Annotated in this window: 16 protein-coding genes; 5 read left to right on the forward strand and 11 right to left on the reverse strand. The window is 66.3% G+C overall.

Translation table 11 applies throughout. The features are described from left to right. Positions 1 to 4: 4 nt before the first annotated feature. The 4 genes from V3596_RS18290 to V3596_RS18305 all read right to left on the reverse strand — a co-directional run bounded on the left by V3596_RS18290 (position 5) and on the right by V3596_RS18305 (position 2,662). Positions 5 to 1,240: a serine hydrolase domain-containing protein gene (locus V3596_RS18290; protein WP_334279241.1), complete on the reverse strand. Its 1,236-nt coding sequence runs from the start codon at positions 1,238 to 1,240 to the stop codon at positions 5 to 7. A 9-nt stretch (positions 1,241 to 1,249) separates the two neighbouring features. Further along, entirely contained in the window at positions 1,250 to 1,507 is a 258-nt protein-coding gene (locus V3596_RS18295) for a helix-turn-helix transcriptional regulator (RefSeq protein ID WP_334279242.1), read from the reverse strand. Further along, positions 1,504 to 2,115, reverse strand: a complete 612-nt coding sequence (locus tag V3596_RS18300) for a hypothetical protein (RefSeq protein WP_334279243.1) — start codon at positions 2,113 to 2,115, stop codon at positions 1,504 to 1,506. The genes V3596_RS18295 and V3596_RS18300 overlap by 4 nt, the downstream gene beginning before the upstream one ends. Before the next feature lie 115 nt (positions 2,116 to 2,230). Then, positions 2,231 to 2,662, reverse strand: coding sequence for a MerR family transcriptional regulator (locus V3596_RS18305; protein WP_334279244.1), 432 nt, complete (start codon positions 2,660 to 2,662; stop codon positions 2,231 to 2,233). Positions 2,663 to 2,718: 56 nt separating this feature from the next. Between V3596_RS18305 and V3596_RS18310 the strand changes: the two genes are divergently transcribed. Continuing rightward, positions 2,719 to 3,792, forward strand: a complete 1,074-nt coding sequence (locus V3596_RS18310) for an MBL fold metallo-hydrolase (RefSeq protein ID WP_334279245.1) — start codon at positions 2,719 to 2,721, stop codon at positions 3,790 to 3,792. A 180-nt stretch (positions 3,793 to 3,972) separates the two neighbouring features. On the opposite strand, the gene V3596_RS18315 is transcribed toward V3596_RS18310, so the two are convergent. Genes V3596_RS18315 through V3596_RS18345 form a run of 7 tightly spaced genes read right to left on the reverse strand, consistent with a single transcriptional unit; the run spans position 3,973 to position 11,803 of the window. Further along, positions 3,973 to 4,821 carry a M48 family metallopeptidase gene (locus tag V3596_RS18315; protein WP_334279246.1) on the reverse strand — a complete coding sequence of 283 codons (849 nt, stop codon included), beginning with the start codon at positions 4,819 to 4,821 and terminating at the stop codon, positions 3,973 to 3,975. Between the two features lie 12 nt (positions 4,822 to 4,833). Beyond that, positions 4,834 to 5,619, reverse strand: a complete 786-nt coding sequence (locus V3596_RS18320) for a lysophospholipid acyltransferase family protein (protein ID WP_334279247.1) — start codon at positions 5,617 to 5,619, stop codon at positions 4,834 to 4,836. After that, a complete protein-coding gene (gene gmhB, locus V3596_RS18325; protein ID WP_334279248.1) occupies positions 5,619 to 6,257 on the reverse strand; it encodes a D-glycero-beta-D-manno-heptose 1,7-bisphosphate 7-phosphatase in 639 nt (212 codons plus the stop codon). The genes V3596_RS18320 and gmhB overlap by 1 nt, the downstream gene beginning before the upstream one ends. A 17-nt stretch (positions 6,258 to 6,274) precedes the next feature. After that, the gene (gene glyS / locus V3596_RS18330) at positions 6,275 to 8,416 is read right to left on the reverse strand and encodes a glycine--tRNA ligase subunit beta (protein ID WP_334279249.1); all 2,142 of its coding nucleotides are present in this window, start codon (positions 8,414 to 8,416) and stop codon (positions 6,275 to 6,277) included. A gap of 2 nt (positions 8,417 to 8,418) precedes the next feature. Further along, entirely contained in the window at positions 8,419 to 9,357 is a 939-nt protein-coding gene (glyQ, locus tag V3596_RS18335) for a glycine--tRNA ligase subunit alpha (protein WP_334279250.1), read from the reverse strand. Between the two features lie 54 nt (positions 9,358 to 9,411). Beyond that, positions 9,412 to 10,923, reverse strand: a complete 1,512-nt coding sequence (lnt, locus tag V3596_RS18340; protein ID WP_334279251.1) for an apolipoprotein N-acyltransferase — start codon at positions 10,921 to 10,923, stop codon at positions 9,412 to 9,414. Positions 10,924 to 10,930: 7 nt separating this feature from the next. After that, complete coding sequence (locus V3596_RS18345) at positions 10,931 to 11,803, reverse strand: HlyC/CorC family transporter (RefSeq protein WP_334279252.1); 873 nt, start codon at positions 11,801 to 11,803, stop codon at positions 10,931 to 10,933. Positions 11,804 to 11,931: 128 nt separating this feature from the next. Here V3596_RS18345 and V3596_RS18350 point away from each other — a divergent pair, with 128 nt between their 5' ends. From V3596_RS18350 to V3596_RS18365, 4 genes are all read left to right on the forward strand, one after another. Continuing rightward, a complete protein-coding gene (locus V3596_RS18350) occupies positions 11,932 to 12,996 on the forward strand; it encodes a CobW family GTP-binding protein (RefSeq protein ID WP_334279253.1) in 1,065 nt (354 codons plus the stop codon). A 155-nt stretch (positions 12,997 to 13,151) separates the two neighbouring features. Beyond that, on the forward strand, positions 13,152 to 13,868 hold the full coding sequence (gene dksA, locus V3596_RS18355) for an RNA polymerase-binding protein DksA (protein ID WP_416383994.1): 717 nt from the start codon (positions 13,152 to 13,154) through the stop codon (positions 13,866 to 13,868). Positions 13,869 to 13,910: 42 nt separating this feature from the next. Next, positions 13,911 to 15,749 carry a hypothetical protein gene (locus V3596_RS18360; RefSeq protein ID WP_334279255.1) on the forward strand — a complete coding sequence of 613 codons (1,839 nt, stop codon included), beginning with the start codon at positions 13,911 to 13,913 and terminating at the stop codon, positions 15,747 to 15,749. A 146-nt stretch (positions 15,750 to 15,895) separates the two neighbouring features. Further along, entirely contained in the window at positions 15,896 to 16,678 is a 783-nt protein-coding gene (locus tag V3596_RS18365; RefSeq protein ID WP_334279256.1) for a potassium channel family protein, read from the forward strand. Positions 16,679 to 16,682 lie beyond the last annotated feature (4 nt).

Consider the following 16,682-nt stretch of genomic DNA (forward strand, 5'->3'; position numbering starts at 1 on the left):
TCGATCAGCGTTTCAAGCGCTCTGCCAGAAATATCTCGGCCAGCCGCCTGGCCTCGGGCGCGAGTGCATCGAGGTTCTCCTGGCCCTTGTTCATCATCACCGAGACCACCATGCGGTACTCGGGATAGATGGCGAAGTAGGAGGTGCTGCCCACCGCCGTGCCGTGATGGCTGAGCAGGCGGGTCTGCAGGCGGCCGTCCAGGAGCTTGCGCTGCTCGGCCACGCGCATGCCCAGCGCATAGCCTTGCGGATTCTCCTTGCCGTTCGCCAGCTTCTGGACCGTCAGCAGGCTCGCCCGTGTGGCTGCGCCGAGCTGATCGCCTTCAAACCAGGCCTGGCCCAGCCGCAGCATGTCCGAAGGTGTGGACAGCATGCCGCCGGACGGATAGCGGATGCTGTTGTCCACCGGCTCGGCCGGCTTGTAGCGGCCTTCGGTGACCTCATAGAAAGCCGCGCGCCGGGGATCGACGGCTGACTTGATGTCGAGCACGCTGTTCGGCATGCCCAGCGGCTTGAACACGGCTTCGGTGATGAACTCGCCATAGTCGCGCCCGGCCGCCACCTCGATGGCGGCGCCGGCCAGGTTGGCGCCGTAGCTGCTGTACTTGAAGTCCTCCCCGGGCGTGAACAGCAGGGGGCGCTGGTCAAACACGGCCAGCGCCTCGCGCACGCCATTGAAATGCCGCTGGTTGCGGTGCTCCCAGATCGGGAAGCACAGGCATAGGCCGTAGTCGGGCACGCCGGCTCGGTGGCTGATCGCCAGCCGGGTCGTGACAGGGTCGTAGGCGGCGGGCAGCTCCGGCAGGTAGCTGCGTATCGAGCGCTCGATGTCAATGCGCCCGCTTTCCATCAAGAGTCCCAGCGCAAAGCCATTGACGGCCTTGGAGCTGCTACCCAGCCGAAAGCGTGTCTCCAGATCAACCGGGCGCCTGGCATCCAGATCGGCCAGGCCGACCGCACCGGCCCACACCCGCTGGCCGTCGATCATCACGGCGGCCGACAGCGCCGGCGCATCGAGCCGGCGGCGCGCCTTCGAGAGCGCTGCATCGGCCTGATCGGCGCTCACCTGCCAGGCGGGGTCGGCCCAGCGCCGGGCGGGCTCGGCCTGGTCGGGCAAGTCCTGCCAACCCATGCTGTAGACCAACAGGGGCTCAAAGAGGCGGAACAGGACCCAGCAACAGAGGGCGGCAGCAAGCCACAGTGGCGCGCGGTGGCGCCACCGCATGGTGTAGAAGCTCATGAAGAATCCTCAGAGAGGCGGCGGCGCGCCATCGCGCCAGAAGAAGACTTCATCGACCTTGCGGCCGAACAGATGGGCCAGGCGCATGGCCAGCTCCAGCGATGGCGCGTAGCGACCGCCCTCCAGCGCGACGATGGTCTGCCGCGTGATGCCCACGGCGCGTGCGAGCGCATCCTGCGTCATCTCGCCATGCTCAAAGCGCAGGCGCCGCAGCTGGTTGTCGACAGGCGTGGCCGGTGCTGGCTTGCCGCCACTCACACTGCTCATGCCGCCTCCGCTTCGGCTGCCGCTTCAAGCCGGTACAGGCGCAGCTGCGCGGCCTGATGGAAGGCGCAGGCCAGGGTGACGATGAGTATCAGCAGATGCGCCAGCAAGGGCTGGTTGAAGTCGGCCACGACGGTGCGCTCGCCAAAGCCCAGGGCCAGGATCAAGAGCAGCAGCAGGAAGAGCAGCGCATACCAGCTCCCGCTGAGTGCCTGGGCCGCGAACTGCGCATCGCGCTCATCGCGCCGCGGCGCCGGGTCGCGGGCGACCTGCCAGCTCAGGAGCGCGCCGATGATCAGCGTCCAGCTGTCAATCGCGAGCGCATGGCCGCGCAGGCTGTGCATGTCCAGCACCGGGCCCATGCGCCACAGCAAGGCCGCGAGATGGCCCGCCAACAGGCTGTAGCTGAGCAGGCCATGCCAGCAGCTCCGTTCGAGCGAACCCGGCCCATGCGCACTGCGTTGCCAATGGCGGCGGGCCAGCGCCGCGCTGACCAGCATCAGCGCCAGGCCGATCAAGCCGGGCCGCAGCGGCAGCGCCGAAAGCAGGCCGCTGGCCAGGCTGGCGCCGGTGAGCATGGACAGCAGGGCCAGCAGGAGGATCAAGGGCATATTGTCTGGTTCACCGGATTTAATGTCCGGTTTACTATACATATCCAATCACAGCCTCGCAAGCCCCGGGCGAGGGCAGATGAGGGGCAGGTTCAGGCCTGCATGGGAATTCGAATCAGCGCTTGTCGGCGTCGGCCAGCAGCGCCTGGCAGCGCTCTTCATGCTGGGAGATCTCGGCCAGCGTGACCTCGATGTCGTCGAGCTGCTGCTCCAGCTGCCTGCGGTGCTGGGCCAGCACGTCCAGGAAGGCCTTCAACTGCGGCGCTGCACCGCTCTCGGAGTCGTACATGTCAACGAGCTGCTTGACCTCTTGCAGGGACAGGCCGAGTCGCTTGCCGCGCAGGGTCAGCTTGAGCCGCGTGCGGTCGCGGTGCGTGTAGACACGGTTGCGGCCGGCGCGGGCCGGCTCCAGCAGGCCCATGTCTTCATAGAAGCGGATGGCGCGCGGCGTGATGTCGAACTCGGCCGCCAGTTCGGTGATGGTGAACAGCCGGCCCTGGCTTTCAGGTGCCTGCACGGGCGAGGTCGAGCGGGGCGCTTGGGGCATGGCTACACTGGCCTGACTAACGTTGACGTAAACGTAAGTCTAAGGCAGTCCCGACCATGGCCAATCCGCGCGAACACGAACTTGACTATCCGCTGGGCGACGCCCTGCCCTTGCCCGGCGAGGTGCTGGAGATTCAGCCTGGCCTGCGCTGGGTGCGCATGGGACTGCCTTTTGCGCTGGACCACATCAATCTCTGGCTTCTGCGCGACGAGATCGATGGCAGAGGCGGCTGGACCATCGTCGACTGCGGCATCAGCAGCGATGCCACGCGCGATTGCTGGGAACAGGTCTTCGCCAGGCACCTCGACGGCCTGCCGGTGCTGCGCGTGATCGTCACGCATTTCCATCCCGACCACATGGGTCTCGCGGCCTGGTTGACTGAAAGATGGCAGTGCCGTTTGTGGATCAGCGCGACCGACTACAACCTCGCGCGCGTCGCCAGCGCCTCCACCGTGGGCATGGGTGGCGAAACGGCCGCGGCCTTCTTTGGCAGCCATGGACTGACCGACCCCGACTCGCTGGCCAAGATCCGCGGCCGCGCCAGCTACTACCCGAGCATGGTGCCGAGCATTCCGGCCAGCTACCGGCGACTGATGGACGGGATGCTGATCGATATTGGCGGCCAGCCATGGCGTTGCATGGTCGGCTATGGCCATGCGCCGGAACACATCAGCCTGTTCTGCGAAGAGCGCCAGTTGCTGATCTCGGGCGACATGCTGCTGCCGCGCATCTCCACCAACGTGTCCGTGGTCGACGTGGAACCCGAGGCCGACCCCTTGACCCTCTATCTCGACTCGCTGGAGCGGCTGCTGCCGCTGCCGCGCGAGACCCTGGTTCTGCCCTCGCATGGCAAGCCATTCCGCGGCCTGCATGCGCGCGTGGACCAGTTGCAGGAGCATCACAGCGAGCGGCTGGACGAAGTGCGGGCAGCCTGCGCCGAGAAGCCCTGCCATGCGGCCGAGCTGCTGGATCTCTTGTTCAAGCGCAAGCTGGACCTGCACCAGACGACGTTTGCGATGGGAGAGTCGGTCGCGCACCTGAATGCGCTGTGGCGGGCCCGGAAACTGAAACGCCATCTGGATGCAGATGGCGTTTATCGATTCAGCCTGGCTGATGCACTGGGGGTGTGATCGAGTGAGTGACTCGCTGTTGCGGGAGAGGAATTCGCCGCCGGCATCCCTGAATAGCCGGCGGCGTTCCCGTTCTTGGTGCGTCCTGGTCAAGCAAACGCATGGTGATGACAGCTTGTGGCCGCGAGTCTGAAGCCCACCAGCGCCCCCAACAACCCCCCTTAAGTGGGACGGAGCCGGTCAAAGCGCTTCATCACCGAAGGCAGCGAGGCTTTCTTCACGCAAAAGGCCCTTGGCCTGCTCGTAGTCGGGCAGCACCGAGCGCACCACGGCCCAGAAGCGCGGGCTGTGGTTCATCTCGCGCAGGTGGGCCAGCTCATGGGCGACGACGTAGTCGATCGTCGAAGGCGCGTAATGAATCAGGCGCCAGTTGAGTCGCACCGAACCGTCGGCACTCGCACTGCCCCAGCGGGTCTGGGCCGAGGACAGGCGCAAGGACTTCATCGACACACCCAGCGCCGCCGCGAAATGCTCGCAGCGCGGCTGGAAAAAGGCCTTGGCCTGGCGTTGCAGCCAGCCATGCGCTGCGTCCCGGATCTGCGCCGCTTCAGCCGCCAGCGGCAGGCCGATGGCAAGCAGTGCCGCGTTGCCAGGCTCGACGGGCTCCTGCAGATGAACACCGCTGAGTTGCGGCTGCAATGACAGGCGCAGCTTTCGGCCGAGATAGGGCAGCTCGCCGCCATCGCGCCACTCGATGCGCGCGGCCTCGACCCGGCGCTGGCGCTCGCGCTGCTCCACGAGCTTGCGCAGGATCCAGTCCTGCTTCTGCTGCAAGGCAATCTCGATATCGGGGATGGTCACCCAACGCGGCGCGCTGACCCGCAGACCCTCGGCATTGACGACGAAGCCGATGCTGCGCCGCCGCGCCCGCTTGAGCTCGTAGGCCACGCGGTGCTCGCCCAGCAGCAGCTCGCGGGCACGCGGCGCCACCGGGCCGGGCTCGCCACGGCCGGGGCGCATGAGGGGCGGTGGTTCGGCCTCGAACAGCGGCAGCTGGGTTTGCAGCAGGCCGGCGAGTTTCTTCAGCATGGCGGCGTCCACTCAGGCAGTGAGGGCCGTGTTGCGCGGCTGCGCGGGCTGTGCATAGGCCTCGGGATCCAGGCGCTGCATTTCGCCCTCGATCCAGCCTTCCACCTCGCGCATCAGTTCGGCCGGCTCTCGGCCTTGCGACGGTATGGGCCGGCCGATGGAGATGTCGACCACACCGGGGCGCAGCAGAAAACTCCTGCGCGGCCAGCAGCGGGCCGAGGTGGCCGCGATCGGCACGACCGGCACGCCGGTTTCGATGGCCAGGCGGGTACCGCCAGTCTTGTAGTCGCCCTTGTGACCGCGTGCAATGCGCGTGCCCTCAGGGAACATGATCACCCAGATGCCGCGAGCCGCCAGCTGCTTGCCCTGCTCGGCCACCTTCGCCCAGGCCTGCGCGCGCTTGCTACGGTCGATATGGATCATGTCGGTGCGGCCAATGGCCCAGCCGAAGAAGGGGATGTAGAGCAGCTCGCGCTTGAACACATAGGCCAGCGGATGCGACATCAGGGTCGGGAAGGCAAAAGTCTCCCAGGTACTTTGATGCTTGGCCAGCAGGATGACGGCCGACTGGCTTTGCTCGGCGGTCGGCAGATGCTCCATGCCCTGGATGCGCCAGCGCACGCCACAGATGAGTCGTGCACCAGAAACAGCCAGGCGCAGCCAGAACACGCAAGTCCAGTAGACCGGATTGCCGCGCACGAAGACCGACACCAGCAGCACCGCCAGCGCGACAGGCACGACCGTGAGAGCCAGCCACGCGATGAACAGCGCCGAGCGCAGCGCGTAAAACAGAATCATCAGCTCAAATCTCCGGGGCGTGAATCGGCATCGCGCAGATCGCCCCGGGCGCGACGTTCGTCCTGGATCAGCCAGTCGGCAAAGGCCGCCAGGCTGTCATGCATCTGGCTGCCGGGCACCTGGGCCAGCAGCGCGTCGATCGTGGCCGCGTCGGTGCTCGACAGCCTGTCGCCACGCACCAGGTGCGGCACGCAGCCGGCGGCATGGGCCGTCTGCAGGTCGCGCAGCGAGGCGCCGACCATGTGCACTTGCGCCAGGTCCGCGCCAAAGCGTGCGCCGATCTGCTGCACCAGGCCCGGCAGGGGCTTGCGGCAGTTGCAGCCTTCATCCGGCGTGTGCGGGCAGAAGAACACCGCGTCCAGCCGCCCGCCCTTCTCTGCCAGCAACTGGTTGAGGCGCAGATGCACCGCGTTCAGCGAGGCCATGTCCAGCAGGCCGCGGCCGATGCCGGGCTGGTTGGTGGCCATCACCGTGTGCCAGCCGGCATGGTTGAGCCGCGCTACCGCTTCCAGCGCCCCGGGCAGCGGGTTGAGCTCCTCGGCCGACTTCACATGGTCGTCGCGGTACTGGTTGATGGTCCCGTCCCGGCCCAGGATGACCAGCTTGGTGCCGTGGCCGTGATCGGAACGCATGCCCATGGATGTCGGTCCTCGTTTCAACTCGCCAGGCGAGACAGATCGGCCACGCGGTTCATCGCCTCATGCAGCGTCTTCAAGAGACCCTGACGGTTGGCGCGCAAGGCTTCGTCTTCGGCGTTCACCATCACGCCGTCGAAGAAGGCATCGACCGGCGCCTTCAAGGCCGCCAGCTCGCGCAAGGACGCCGCGTACTCGCCATTGTGGAAGAAGCCGTCGGCCAGCGGCTGCACATTCCTCAGCGCGGCGGCCAGCGCCTGCTCGGCGGACTCCTTCAAAAGCGATTCGTCGATGCGCGCCGCAACCGGCGTTTCGATCTTCTTCAGGATGTTGGCAATGCGCTTGTTGGCAGCGGCCAGCGATGCGGCCTCGGGCAAGGCGGCAAAGGCGCGCACGGCGGCCAGGCGCAGCGGCACTTCACCCAGGCGGGCCGGCGCGAGCGCCAGCACCGCATCGACTTCCTGTGCGCTGTAGCCCTGCTCGCGCAGCGACACTGCCAGGCGGTCGGAGAAGAAGCTCAGGAGCGCAACGCTCGGGTTCTCGATCAGGTCCCCAAAGGCCGGCACGGCCGCCGCGATCAGCTCGGGCAGCGGCAAGGGCAGGTTCTTCTCGACCAGGATGCGCACCACGCCCAGCGCATGACGGCGCAGCGCGAACGGGTCCTTGTCGCCGGTGGGCAGCTGGCCGATGCCGAACAGGCCGATCAGGGTCTCCAGCTTGTCGGCCAGCGCGACCACGGTACCGGTCTGGTTGCGCGGCAGTGCGTCACCCGCGAAGCGCGGCTTGTAATGGTCTTCGATGGCGATGGCAACACCGTCGCGCAGGCCTTCATGACGGGCGTAGTAGCCACCCATGATGCCTTGCAGCTCGGGGAACTCGCCGACCATGTCGGTCAGGAGGTCGGCCTTGGCCAATTGCGCAGCCTGCTGGGCCTTGTGATCCAGCAGATCGAATTCTTCCTTGGCCGCGACGGTGAAGGGCACGGTCGCCATGCGCAGCATGTTGACGATGGCATGCGAGATCGCGCGAACCCGCTCCGCGCGCTCGCCCTGCGTGCCCAGCTTGCCGTGATAGACCACCTTGGCCAGGCCCGGGACGCGCTCGGCCAGGGTCTTCTTGCGGTCCTGGTCGAAGAAGAACTTGGCGTCCGACAGGCGTGGGCGCACGACGCGCTCATTGCCGCCGGTCACGGCGCTGGCATCAGTCGGGCAGATGTTGGACACCACCAGGAACTTGTGCGTCAGCTTCCCCTCGCCGTTCAGCAGCGGGAAGTACTTCTGATTGGCCTTCATCGTCAGGATCAGGCATTCCTGCGGCACGGCCAGGAACTCGGGCTCGAACTGGCAGGTGAGCACGTTCGGGCGCTCGACCAGGGCCGTCACTTCATCGAGCAGCGCTTCGTCGTCGATGGGCTTCAGGCCTTCCTTGGCGGCAGCGGCATTGAGCTGGTGCAGGATCTCGGCGCGGCGCTCGGCGAAAGACGCGATCACGGCGCCCTGCTCGCGCATCTGCGACGCATAGGTGTCGGCGCTTTCAACACTGACTTCCTCGGTCAGCGCCTCGAAGCGGTGACCGCGCGTCACGCGGCCAGACTTCAGACCCAGCGCCTGAACAGCCACGATTTCCGCGCCATGCAGGGCCACCAGGCCATGGGCAGGGCGCACGAACTTCACATCGCTCCAGCCATCGGCCAGCTGGTAGGTCATGACCTTGGGGATGGGCAGCTTGGCCAGGCTTTCTTCGAGCGCCTTCTGCAAGCCCTCCGCCAGCGTGGCACCGGCCACGAGCTGGTCCAGGAACAGGGCTTCGGCCTTGCCGTCTGGTGCGCGCTTGAGTTGCGGCACGACGCTGGCGTCCGCCCCCAGCGCGGCCAGTTTCTTCAGCAAGGCAGGCGTTGCATTGCCCGATGCATCAAGCGCCACGGCCACCGGCATCAACTTTTGCTGCACCGCGCGGTCTGCGGCCTTGGCCGAAACCTGGGTCAGATGCAGGCCCAGGCGCCGCGGCGATGCAAACGAAGTCGCCACCGCATCGTCAGCCACCAGGCCTTGCGCCTTCAGGCTGTCAGCCAGCACACCGGCAAAGGATTCGCCGAGCTTCTTCAGCGCCTTGGGCGGCAGCTCTTCGACAAAAAGTTCGATCAGCAGATTCTTGGTGGACATGCTCAGGCTGCCTTCTTCTTCTCGATCTGGGCCAGGACTTCATCGGCGTGCTCTTTGAGCGCCATCGGGAAGCCCAGGCGTGCCCGGCTTTCCAGATAGCTCTGCGCCACGGCGCGCGCCAGGTTGCGGATGCGGCCGATATAGGCGGCACGCTCGGTCACGCTGATCGCACCGCGCGCATCCAGCAGGTTGAAGCTGTGGCCGGCCTTCAGCAGTTGCTCATAGGCCGGCAGCGCCAGCGACTGCTCCATCAGGTACTTCGATTGCTTCTCGTGCGCGGCAAAGGCCTGCAGCAGGAAGTCCACATCGCTGTGCTCGAAGTTGTAGGTCGACTGTTCGACCTCGTTCTGGTGGAACACGTCGCCATACTTGATATCGGGAGCCCCATCCTTGCCCTCGACATAGACCAGGTCGTAGACGCTGTCCTTGCCTTGCAGGTACATGGCAAGGCGCTCGAGGCCGTAGGTGATCTCGCCGGTGATCGGCTTGCAGTCGATGCCGCCGACCTGCTGGAAGTAGGTGAACTGCGTCACTTCCATGCCGTTCAGCCAGACTTCCCAACCGAGGCCCCAGCAGCCAAGCGTCGGGTTCTCCCAATCGTCTTCGACGAAACGCACGTCGTTCTTCTTCAGGTCGAAGCCCAGCGCTTCCAGCGAGCCGAGATAGAGCTCGAGGATGTTGGCCGGCGCGGGCTTCAGTACAACCTGGTACTGGTAGTAGTGCTGCAGGCGGTTGGGGTTCTCGCCATAGCGGCCGTCCTTGGGGCGGCGGCTGGGTTGCACGTAGGCAGCCTTCCAGGGCTCGGGGCCGAGGGCGCGCAAGAACGTGGCGGTGTGGCTGGTGCCGGCACCGACCTCCATGTCATAGGGCTGCAAAAGGGCGCAGCCTTGGCGGGACCAGTAGTCCTGCAGGGTCAGGATGATTTGCTGGAAGCTCAGCATGTGGGGGTCGCAGTCTGTGACAACAATATTGACCCGGATTCTAAGGTGGGCCCTTCAGCGCGCTCGCCGGCGCCGCCAGGCCAGCACCAGCGGCAGCACCGCAAGCCCCCACAAGGGCCACAGGCCGACGCTGCCGAGCCAGCGGGCATAGGGCGTGGCGCCGCGCCGGCCTTCGACCTCGGCCTCGAGCACATCGCGCACCACCGCGGGCAGCCGGGCAGTCACCTGGCCCTTGTGATCGAGCACTGCCGTTGCGCCGGTATTGGTCGAACGGATGAAGGGCCGCTGGAACTCCAGCGCCCGCATCTGCGAGAACTGCAGATGCTGGTCCTGCACCATGGCCGGGCCGAACCAGGCGAGGTTGCTGACATTGAGCAGGACCGTCGCGCCCTCGGGGCCGGCCTGCACGCTGTCGACGAAGTCCTCGCCAAACAGGTCTTCGTAGCAGATCAATGGACGAACGAGCTGGCCGCCGATGGCCAGCGCGCGCTGATGCTGGCCGCGCGCCTGGCTGTCCATAGGAATGCCAAGCGCATGGACAAACCAGGCGAAGCCCGGCGGAATCGTCTCGCCGAATGGCAGCAGGTGGCGCTTGCCATAGCTGTAGGGCTGCGGCGTGCCCAGCGCGAGCAGCGAGTTGACGAAGCCCTCGCGCTCATTGCCGAGGAAGGTGCCCAGCAGCAGCGGATGCCCGGCCGCGGCGCGCTTGATCCGTTCGACCTGCAGCGGGTACTGTTCGAGCATCCAGTCCATCGGCAAGGGCACGACCGACTCCGGCGTCACCACCAGCTGGCCTTGCGCCGATTCGATCTGGCGCAGCAGTTGCTCCAGGTTGGCCTCGATCAGCGCGCGGTCGAACTTCTGGTCCTGCGGCACATTGGGCTGTAGCAGGGAGACTTTCAGCTTGCCAGCAGATTCGGTGAATTGCTGCGGCAGCAGCAGGCCGCCCCCCATCAGCAGCAGCGCGCCCATCAGCACACGGCCACTGCCCCGCAGGGCCGCCGCAACGCCGGCAGCGACGAGGCCGGCCAGCGCGGTGATGCCATACACGCCAATCCAGGGCGCCCAGTGCGAGAGCGGCCCCACCGCATGGGCATAGCCGCTGGCGATCCAGGGAAAGCCGGAGAACCATTGCGCCCGCGCCAGTTCGGCCACCAGCCAGCAGCTGGCCCAGATCAACGCATGCACCGCCGGCCGCTGGTCGCGCAGCTTGGCGGCCAAGGCGAGCGCCGCAGCGAAGTAGAGCGAGAGAACGAAGGCCAGCAGCAGCACCGCCGCGCCGGCCAGCACACCCGGCAGGTGGCCAAAATCATGCAGGCTGATGTAGAGCCACCACAGGCCCGAGCCCATCCAGCCCAACCCGAACAGCAGGCCATGGCGAGCGGCGCGGGCTGGCGTTTCATCCCAGCTGGCATGCGCCAGCATGGCCAGGGCCAGCAATTGCAGCGGCCAGGCCAGTCCGGGCGAGAACGAGGCCGTGTGCAGCACGCCGGCCAGCATCACGATGGGCCAGGCGCCGAGGATCTCCAGGCCCAGCAGCAGCTTGCGATTGACGGCAGGGAGCATCGAAAGCTCAGCCAGCCTCGGCGCGCGTGACCTTGAACCAGCGCACGGCGCCGCCCCGGGTCAGCATGACGGCAAAGTACAGGCCGGCCAGCTCGACCACCTCGCCCCGGCGTGGCACGCGGCCATGCTGATGGGCGACCAGGCCGCCAATGGTGTCGAACTCACCCTCGGGCAGCTGCACCGAGAAGGCTTCGTTCACGGCCGAGATGGCCGTGTCGCCGGCCACGCGCTGGCTGCCGTCGGCCAGCGTGTAAAGACCTGATTCGCCGTTCTTGTCGTCGAACTCGTCCTCGATCTCGCCGACGATTTCTTCAAGCACGTCCTCGATCGTGATCAGGCCTGCTGTATTGCCGAACTCGTCGATCACGATGGCCAGGTGGTTGCGGTTGGAGCGGAAGTCGCGCAAGAGCTCGTTCAGGCCCTTGCTCTCAGGCACGAACACCGTCGGGCGCAGGAGCGCGCGCAGGTTCAGCTCCGGCGCACGCTGAATCTTCAACAGGTCCTTGGCGAGCAGGATGCCGATGATGTTCTCGCGCTGCCCCTCGAAGACCGGGAAGCGCGAGTGGCCGGTATCGATCACCAGGGCCAGCAGCTCATCGTAGGGCGCCTCGATATCGAGCAGGTCCATGCGGGGCGCAGCCACCATCACGTCGCCGGCGCTGAGCTCGGCCATGCGCAGCACGCCTTCCAGCATCTGGCGCGATTCGGGCTCGATCAGCTCGCGCTGCTCGGCATCGGCCAGCGTTTCCATCAGTTCGCTCTTGCTGTCCGGGCCAGGGTGGAGAAAGTCCACGATGCGGTCGATGAGACCGCGCGGCTCGGCAGGTTTTCTTTCGCCCCCTCGATACTGAGAGGGCCGACTAGGCTGGGGTTCGGACACGAGGACGTCGGTGTCGTTGTAGTGGAGCGGCAAGAATAACCGATTGACATTGCAGTACCCTTGAACCAAAGTCAGCCGCCCCCATCTTCCGGGGCCTCCTCTCCTTTCTGATCAGCAGTCTTCCCACCATGTCCCCAGGTCTCATTCCCGTCACCATCCTCACCGGCTTCTTGGGCTCCGGCAAAACCACCCTCCTGAAGCGCGTGCTCAGCGAGACCCACGGCCAGAAGATTGCCGTGATCGAGAACGAGTTCGGCGAAGAGAACATCGACAACGACATCCTGGTCAACGACGTCGAGGAACAGATCATCCAGATGAACAACGGCTGCGTCTGCTGCACGATCCGCGAGGACCTGCGCACCACGCTGTCCGAGCTGGCCGAGAAGCGCCGCAAGGGCGAGCTGAACTTCGAGCGCGTGGTGATCGAGACCACCGGCCTGGCCGACCCCGGCCCGGTGGCCCAGACCTTCTTCATCGACGACGAGATCGCCGAGAGCTATCTGCTTGACTCCATCCTCACCTTGGTGGACGCCAAGCATGCCGAAGAGCAGCTCAACACCCGCCAGGAAGCGCGTCGCCAGGTCGGTTTCGCCGACCAGATCTTCTTCAGCAAGACCGATCTGGTGGAGCCCGCCGCCTTGGAGGCCCTGGCCCACCGCATCAAGCACATGAACCCGCGGGCGCCGCAGCAGTCGGTGCACTTCGGCGAAGTGCCGATCGCCAAGGTCTTCGACCAGCGCGGCTTCAACCTGAACGCCAAGCTCGACATCGACCCCGACTTCCTCAATGCCGACGCGCATGACCATGGCCACGATCATGGCCACGATCACGGGCACCATGATCACGACCATGAGCATGGCGAGCATTGCGATCATCCGCACCACCATGCCCACGACGACGACGTGAAGTCCTTCGTGTTCAAGGCGGAGCGGCCCTTCAATCCGGCCAAGCTGGAGGACTTCCTGGGCGCCATCGTGCAGGTCTACGGTCCCAAGATGCTGCGCTACAAGGGCGTGCTGCACATGAAGGGCAGCGACAAGAAGGTGATCTTCCAGGGCGTGCACCAACTGATGGGCTCGGACCTGGGCCCCAAATGGCTGCCCAGCGAGAAGAAGATCAGCAAGATGGTGTTCATCGGCATCGACCTGCCGAAAGACATTCTTTTGCAAGGCCTGGAGGGCTGCCTGGTCTGAGCCCGTGGCCAGGGGCCGACCGAGGGTTGGCCCGGCCCAGGCAAGCACCAGGATCTCCCGTCAGCAACAAGGCAGACAAGCATGGCTACAATCCGCCGCGCCCGAGCTTGGCTCAAGGCCTATAAATCCTTGACACAAATGCGTTTCGGCCCGGCCTGAGCAGGTATAAAGTCCCAAGCGAGGAGACGATAGTGAGCAAGACCACGGCCCCCAAGTCCACCCCGGCGCACGCAGCGAGCGCCGAGGCGCGGCCGGCCGCCAAAACCACCAAGGCCAAGGCCGCCGCAGCGGCGCCTGTTGCCGAGGTGGCAGCCCCGGCCAGCAGCACCAGCCGATTCGCAGATCGTTTTGCTCCACCCAAGCCGCCAACGCGCCAAATGAGTAGTCCCGTGATTGAAAGCCCCCGTACCCCCGCCAAAGCCGACCCCAAGCTGGTCAATGCCTGGAAGACCAAGGCTGGCAAGGATCTGACCGACGCCGAAGTGCTGGCCATGCCAGAGTCGGAGTACATGAACGACAAGCAGATCGAGTTCTTCCGCGGCAAGCTCACCGAGCTGAAGGACGGCGTTCTGTCCAATGCCGGTGAAACCACCGAGCACCTGCGCGAAGACACCTCCATCGTGCCGGACCCCGCCGACCGCGCGACGATCGAAGAAGAACATGCCCTGGAGCTGCGCACCCGCGACCGCGAGCGCAAGCTGCTGAAGAAGATCATGCAATCGCTGGCCCGCCTGGACACCGGCGAGTACGGCTATTGCGATGAAACCGGCGAGCCCATCGGCCTGGGCCGGCTGATCGCCCGCCCGACCGCTACTCTTTCGCTGGAAGCTCAGCAGCGTCGCGAGCTCAAGCAGAAGATGTTCGGCGATTGACAGCTTCAACAAACAGCTCGAAGACCAGCCCGACCCGCGCGCATGACTGATCCGAAAGACGGCGAGAGCTTCTTCCGCAAGGTCGCGCGCTTCGTGGCCAACCCCACGACCGACTGGGCCGAGCTGAATTCGCGCCAGGACGACCCCGAGGCCGATGCGGCCAAGGCCGAGCTGCGCGCGATGGTGGAACGCAAGCGCCGCAACGACTTCGTGCGCAAGCGCGAGCTCGACATGCTGCGCCGCATCCGCCGCGAGGGCCTCACGCCCGAGCAACTGGCCGCACTGGGCGGCTCCTCCTCGCGCATCGACGACATGGAGCGCGGCGCCAGCGGCGGAGCCCGCAACAGCGGCATCGACTCCAAGCTCGAGCAGGGGCTGAAGGCCAAGATCGACCAGATCGAGCAGCAAATGGCCGGCGAGAACTTCGCCAACACCCAGGTGCAGCAGGCGGCCCACCCGCCCGGTTTCTTCGAGACCAGCACCCGCCCCATCCATTTCGCCTCGACCACCACCGAGCCGCCGGCCGCCCGCGTCAGCGAGTTCTCTTCGCCCGAAGAAGTGGAGCGCCTGGAGGCACCGCCGACTCCGGCCGTGGCCACCATGGGTGCCGGCATGTCGCCACCGTCCAGCGGCGCGCCCAGCCGCCTGCCCGATCTGCATTTCGAGGTCGAGCCGACGCTCAGCTTCAAGCTGGCCGAGCAGCGCCCGGCAGCCCCGCCACCGTCTGCCGTGGCACCGCCGCCGGGGCCCGAACTGCCGATGCCGCCGCCGGTGTCGGCCCCGGCCGAGCCCGCCGAACTGGTGCATGACGCCGAGCTCGACAACGCGGTGATCGCCTTTGCCAATGCCGACTACGAAAGCTGCGAGCGCGACCTGATCGAGCTGACCCGCGCTGGCGGCCCGCGCAATCTGCATGCCGAAACCTGGCTGGTGCTGTTCGACCTCTACCGCGCCACCGGCCAGGCCGCCAAGTTCGAGCCGCTGGCACTGGAGTACGCGCAGCAGTTCGGCCTTTCAGCGCCGCAGTACTTCTCCATGCCCAAGCTGGTGGCCGATGCCGCCCGCAACGAGCGCGTCCCCAATGCCAAGGCCGGCGGCGTCAGCTGGACCGCGCCCGAGCAGCTGACGCTGGAAGCCATCATCAAGCTGGAGCAGCGCTGCCAGATGATGCCCATGCCCTGGGTGCTGGACTGGGGTCCGTTGAAGACCCTGGACAGCGACAGTGCCACGCGCCTCCGCCAGCTGTTCCGCAACTGGGCCACGCAACCGCTGGACATCCGCTGGCTCTCGGGCGACCAGTTCCTGCAGCAGCTCAAGGACCTGGCGCCGGTCTCGGTGCGTGCCACCGACACGGCCTTCTGGATGCTGCGCCTCGAAGCGCTGCGCCTGGTGAACCGGCCCGATCATTTCGACGAAGCGGCGATCGACTACTGCGTCACCTACGAGGTGTCGCCGCCGTCCTGGGAGCCGACCAAGTGCCGGGTGCGCGTCAGCGGCCAGTCGCTGTCCACCGCTGGCATGCCCAACTCGACCGTGCATGGCAGCGAGCACACCACCGGATTCCTCGAATCCCAGATCACCGAGATGGCCCAGCTCTCGGCCAATGCTCAATTGGAACTCAGTGGCCAGCTGACCGGCGACATCGGCGAAACGCTCAAGACCATGGCCGGCCAGCTCGGTGCGGCCACCACCATCATCATCCATTGCCCGCTGCTGATACGCCTGGACTTCATGGCGGCGGGCGACCTGCTGAACTGGGTGCTGACCCGGCGCAGCGAGAACCGCGCGGTGATCTTCACCGAGGCGCACCGCCTGGTGGCCCTGTTCTTCGGCGCGATGGGCATCAACGAGCACTCGCGCGTCAAAGTGCGACAAGCCTAGGGCTTTCGCGCTTCAGAGAAGACTCATATCCCGCAGGGATGTGATGTCGGAACTACGGTACGGCAGGCCTGACCGACGGCCGCGCACCTTGCGAGGCTTGACGCGACTCAAGGCGCTGCGGCCGGCCCGGGATTAGGCTGTGCAGCATGCCGCACCGTATCGCCACCCGTAGCTGGGGGCTGGCCAAGCCCCACCCGATGAATGCCGCCGCCAGCCGGGCCGAGGCGCGATGGCGCTGGCCGGTGCTGATCGCCCTGATGTGCACAGTGCCAGCCTTCTACATCGAGCTGCTGGACAACCTGCCGACGCCACTGGCCATCGCCATCTACCTGGGCGCGGCCCTGCTGGTTCTGGTGTCGCTCTGGCGAGTCGCCAGGCAACTGCCGGATCCCCTCGACTACCTGCGCGCCAATGCTCTTGACCTGGTGCTGGTGACAGGCCTGCTCGCCGCCGCCAGCCTGCCGCCCAGTACCGCTTCGCATGGCGCGCTGGCCGCGCGCCTGCTGGTGGCGCTGCTGACGCTCGCCCGCATGGTCTGGGCGATCAAGTCCTGGGTGACGCGCGGCGGCCTGACCTATCTGCTGCTGATTGCCCTGGTGGTGCTGGGCTTGTGCGGCGTCGGCTTCTGGGCCCTGGAGCCTCGGGTCCAGGGGCTGGGCGAGGGCCTGTGGCTGGCCTTCACCACCGCTGCCACGGTGGGCTACGGAGACCTCGTGCCCAGCACGCCGGCCGCGCGGATCTTTGCCGTCTTCGTGGTGCTGCTGGGCTATGCCGTGCTGTCGCTGGTGACTGCGGCCATCGCAGCCATGTGGGTGGAAACCTCTGAACACCGGATGGAAGACGACATCCTGCGGGACGTGCACGCCCAGATGCGCGAGTTGCGCGAGGAGATCCAGCTGCTGCGCGCGCAGCTGAAGGACGGCGGCTGACCGG

It is taken from the genome of Roseateles microcysteis (assembly GCF_036880965.1).
Taxonomy (GTDB): Bacteria; Pseudomonadota; Gammaproteobacteria; order Burkholderiales; family Burkholderiaceae_C; genus JAUASW01.

Excerpts from the sequence above, each read along its gene's own strand:
- gmhB (WP_334279248.1), bottom strand. The coding sequence starts at position 6,257 with ATGGGCATGCGTTCCGATCACGGCCACGGCACCAAGCTGGTCATCCTG.
- V3596_RS18365 (WP_334279256.1), top strand. The coding sequence starts at position 15,896 with ATGCCGCACCGTATCGCCACCCGTAGCTGGGGGCTGGCCAAGCCCCAC.
- V3596_RS18320 (WP_334279247.1), bottom strand. The coding sequence starts at position 5,619 with ATGATTCTGTTTTACGCGCTGCGCTCGGCGCTGTTCATCGCGTGGCTG.
- V3596_RS18310 (WP_334279245.1), top strand. The coding sequence starts at position 2,719 with ATGGCCAATCCGCGCGAACACGAACTTGACTATCCGCTGGGCGACGCC.
- V3596_RS18350 (WP_334279253.1), top strand. The coding sequence starts at position 11,932 with ATGTCCCCAGGTCTCATTCCCGTCACCATCCTCACCGGCTTCTTGGGC.
- glyS (WP_334279249.1), bottom strand. The coding sequence starts at position 8,416 with ATGTCCACCAAGAATCTGCTGATCGAACTTTTTGTCGAAGAGCTGCCG.
- V3596_RS18305 (WP_334279244.1), bottom strand. The coding sequence starts at position 2,662 with ATGCCCCAAGCGCCCCGCTCGACCTCGCCCGTGCAGGCACCTGAAAGC.
- glyQ (WP_334279250.1), bottom strand. The coding sequence starts at position 9,357 with ATGCTGAGCTTCCAGCAAATCATCCTGACCCTGCAGGACTACTGGTCC.
- V3596_RS18360 (WP_334279255.1), top strand. The coding sequence starts at position 13,911 with ATGACTGATCCGAAAGACGGCGAGAGCTTCTTCCGCAAGGTCGCGCGC.
- V3596_RS18315 (WP_334279246.1), bottom strand. The coding sequence starts at position 4,821 with ATGCTGAAGAAACTCGCCGGCCTGCTGCAAACCCAGCTGCCGCTGTTC.
- lnt (WP_334279251.1), bottom strand. The coding sequence starts at position 10,923 with ATGCTCCCTGCCGTCAATCGCAAGCTGCTGCTGGGCCTGGAGATCCTC.
- V3596_RS18295 (WP_334279242.1), bottom strand. The coding sequence starts at position 1,507 with ATGAGCAGTGTGAGTGGCGGCAAGCCAGCACCGGCCACGCCTGTCGAC.
- V3596_RS18300 (WP_334279243.1), bottom strand. The coding sequence starts at position 2,115 with ATGCCCTTGATCCTCCTGCTGGCCCTGCTGTCCATGCTCACCGGCGCC.
- V3596_RS18290 (WP_334279241.1), bottom strand. The coding sequence starts at position 1,240 with ATGAGCTTCTACACCATGCGGTGGCGCCACCGCGCGCCACTGTGGCTT.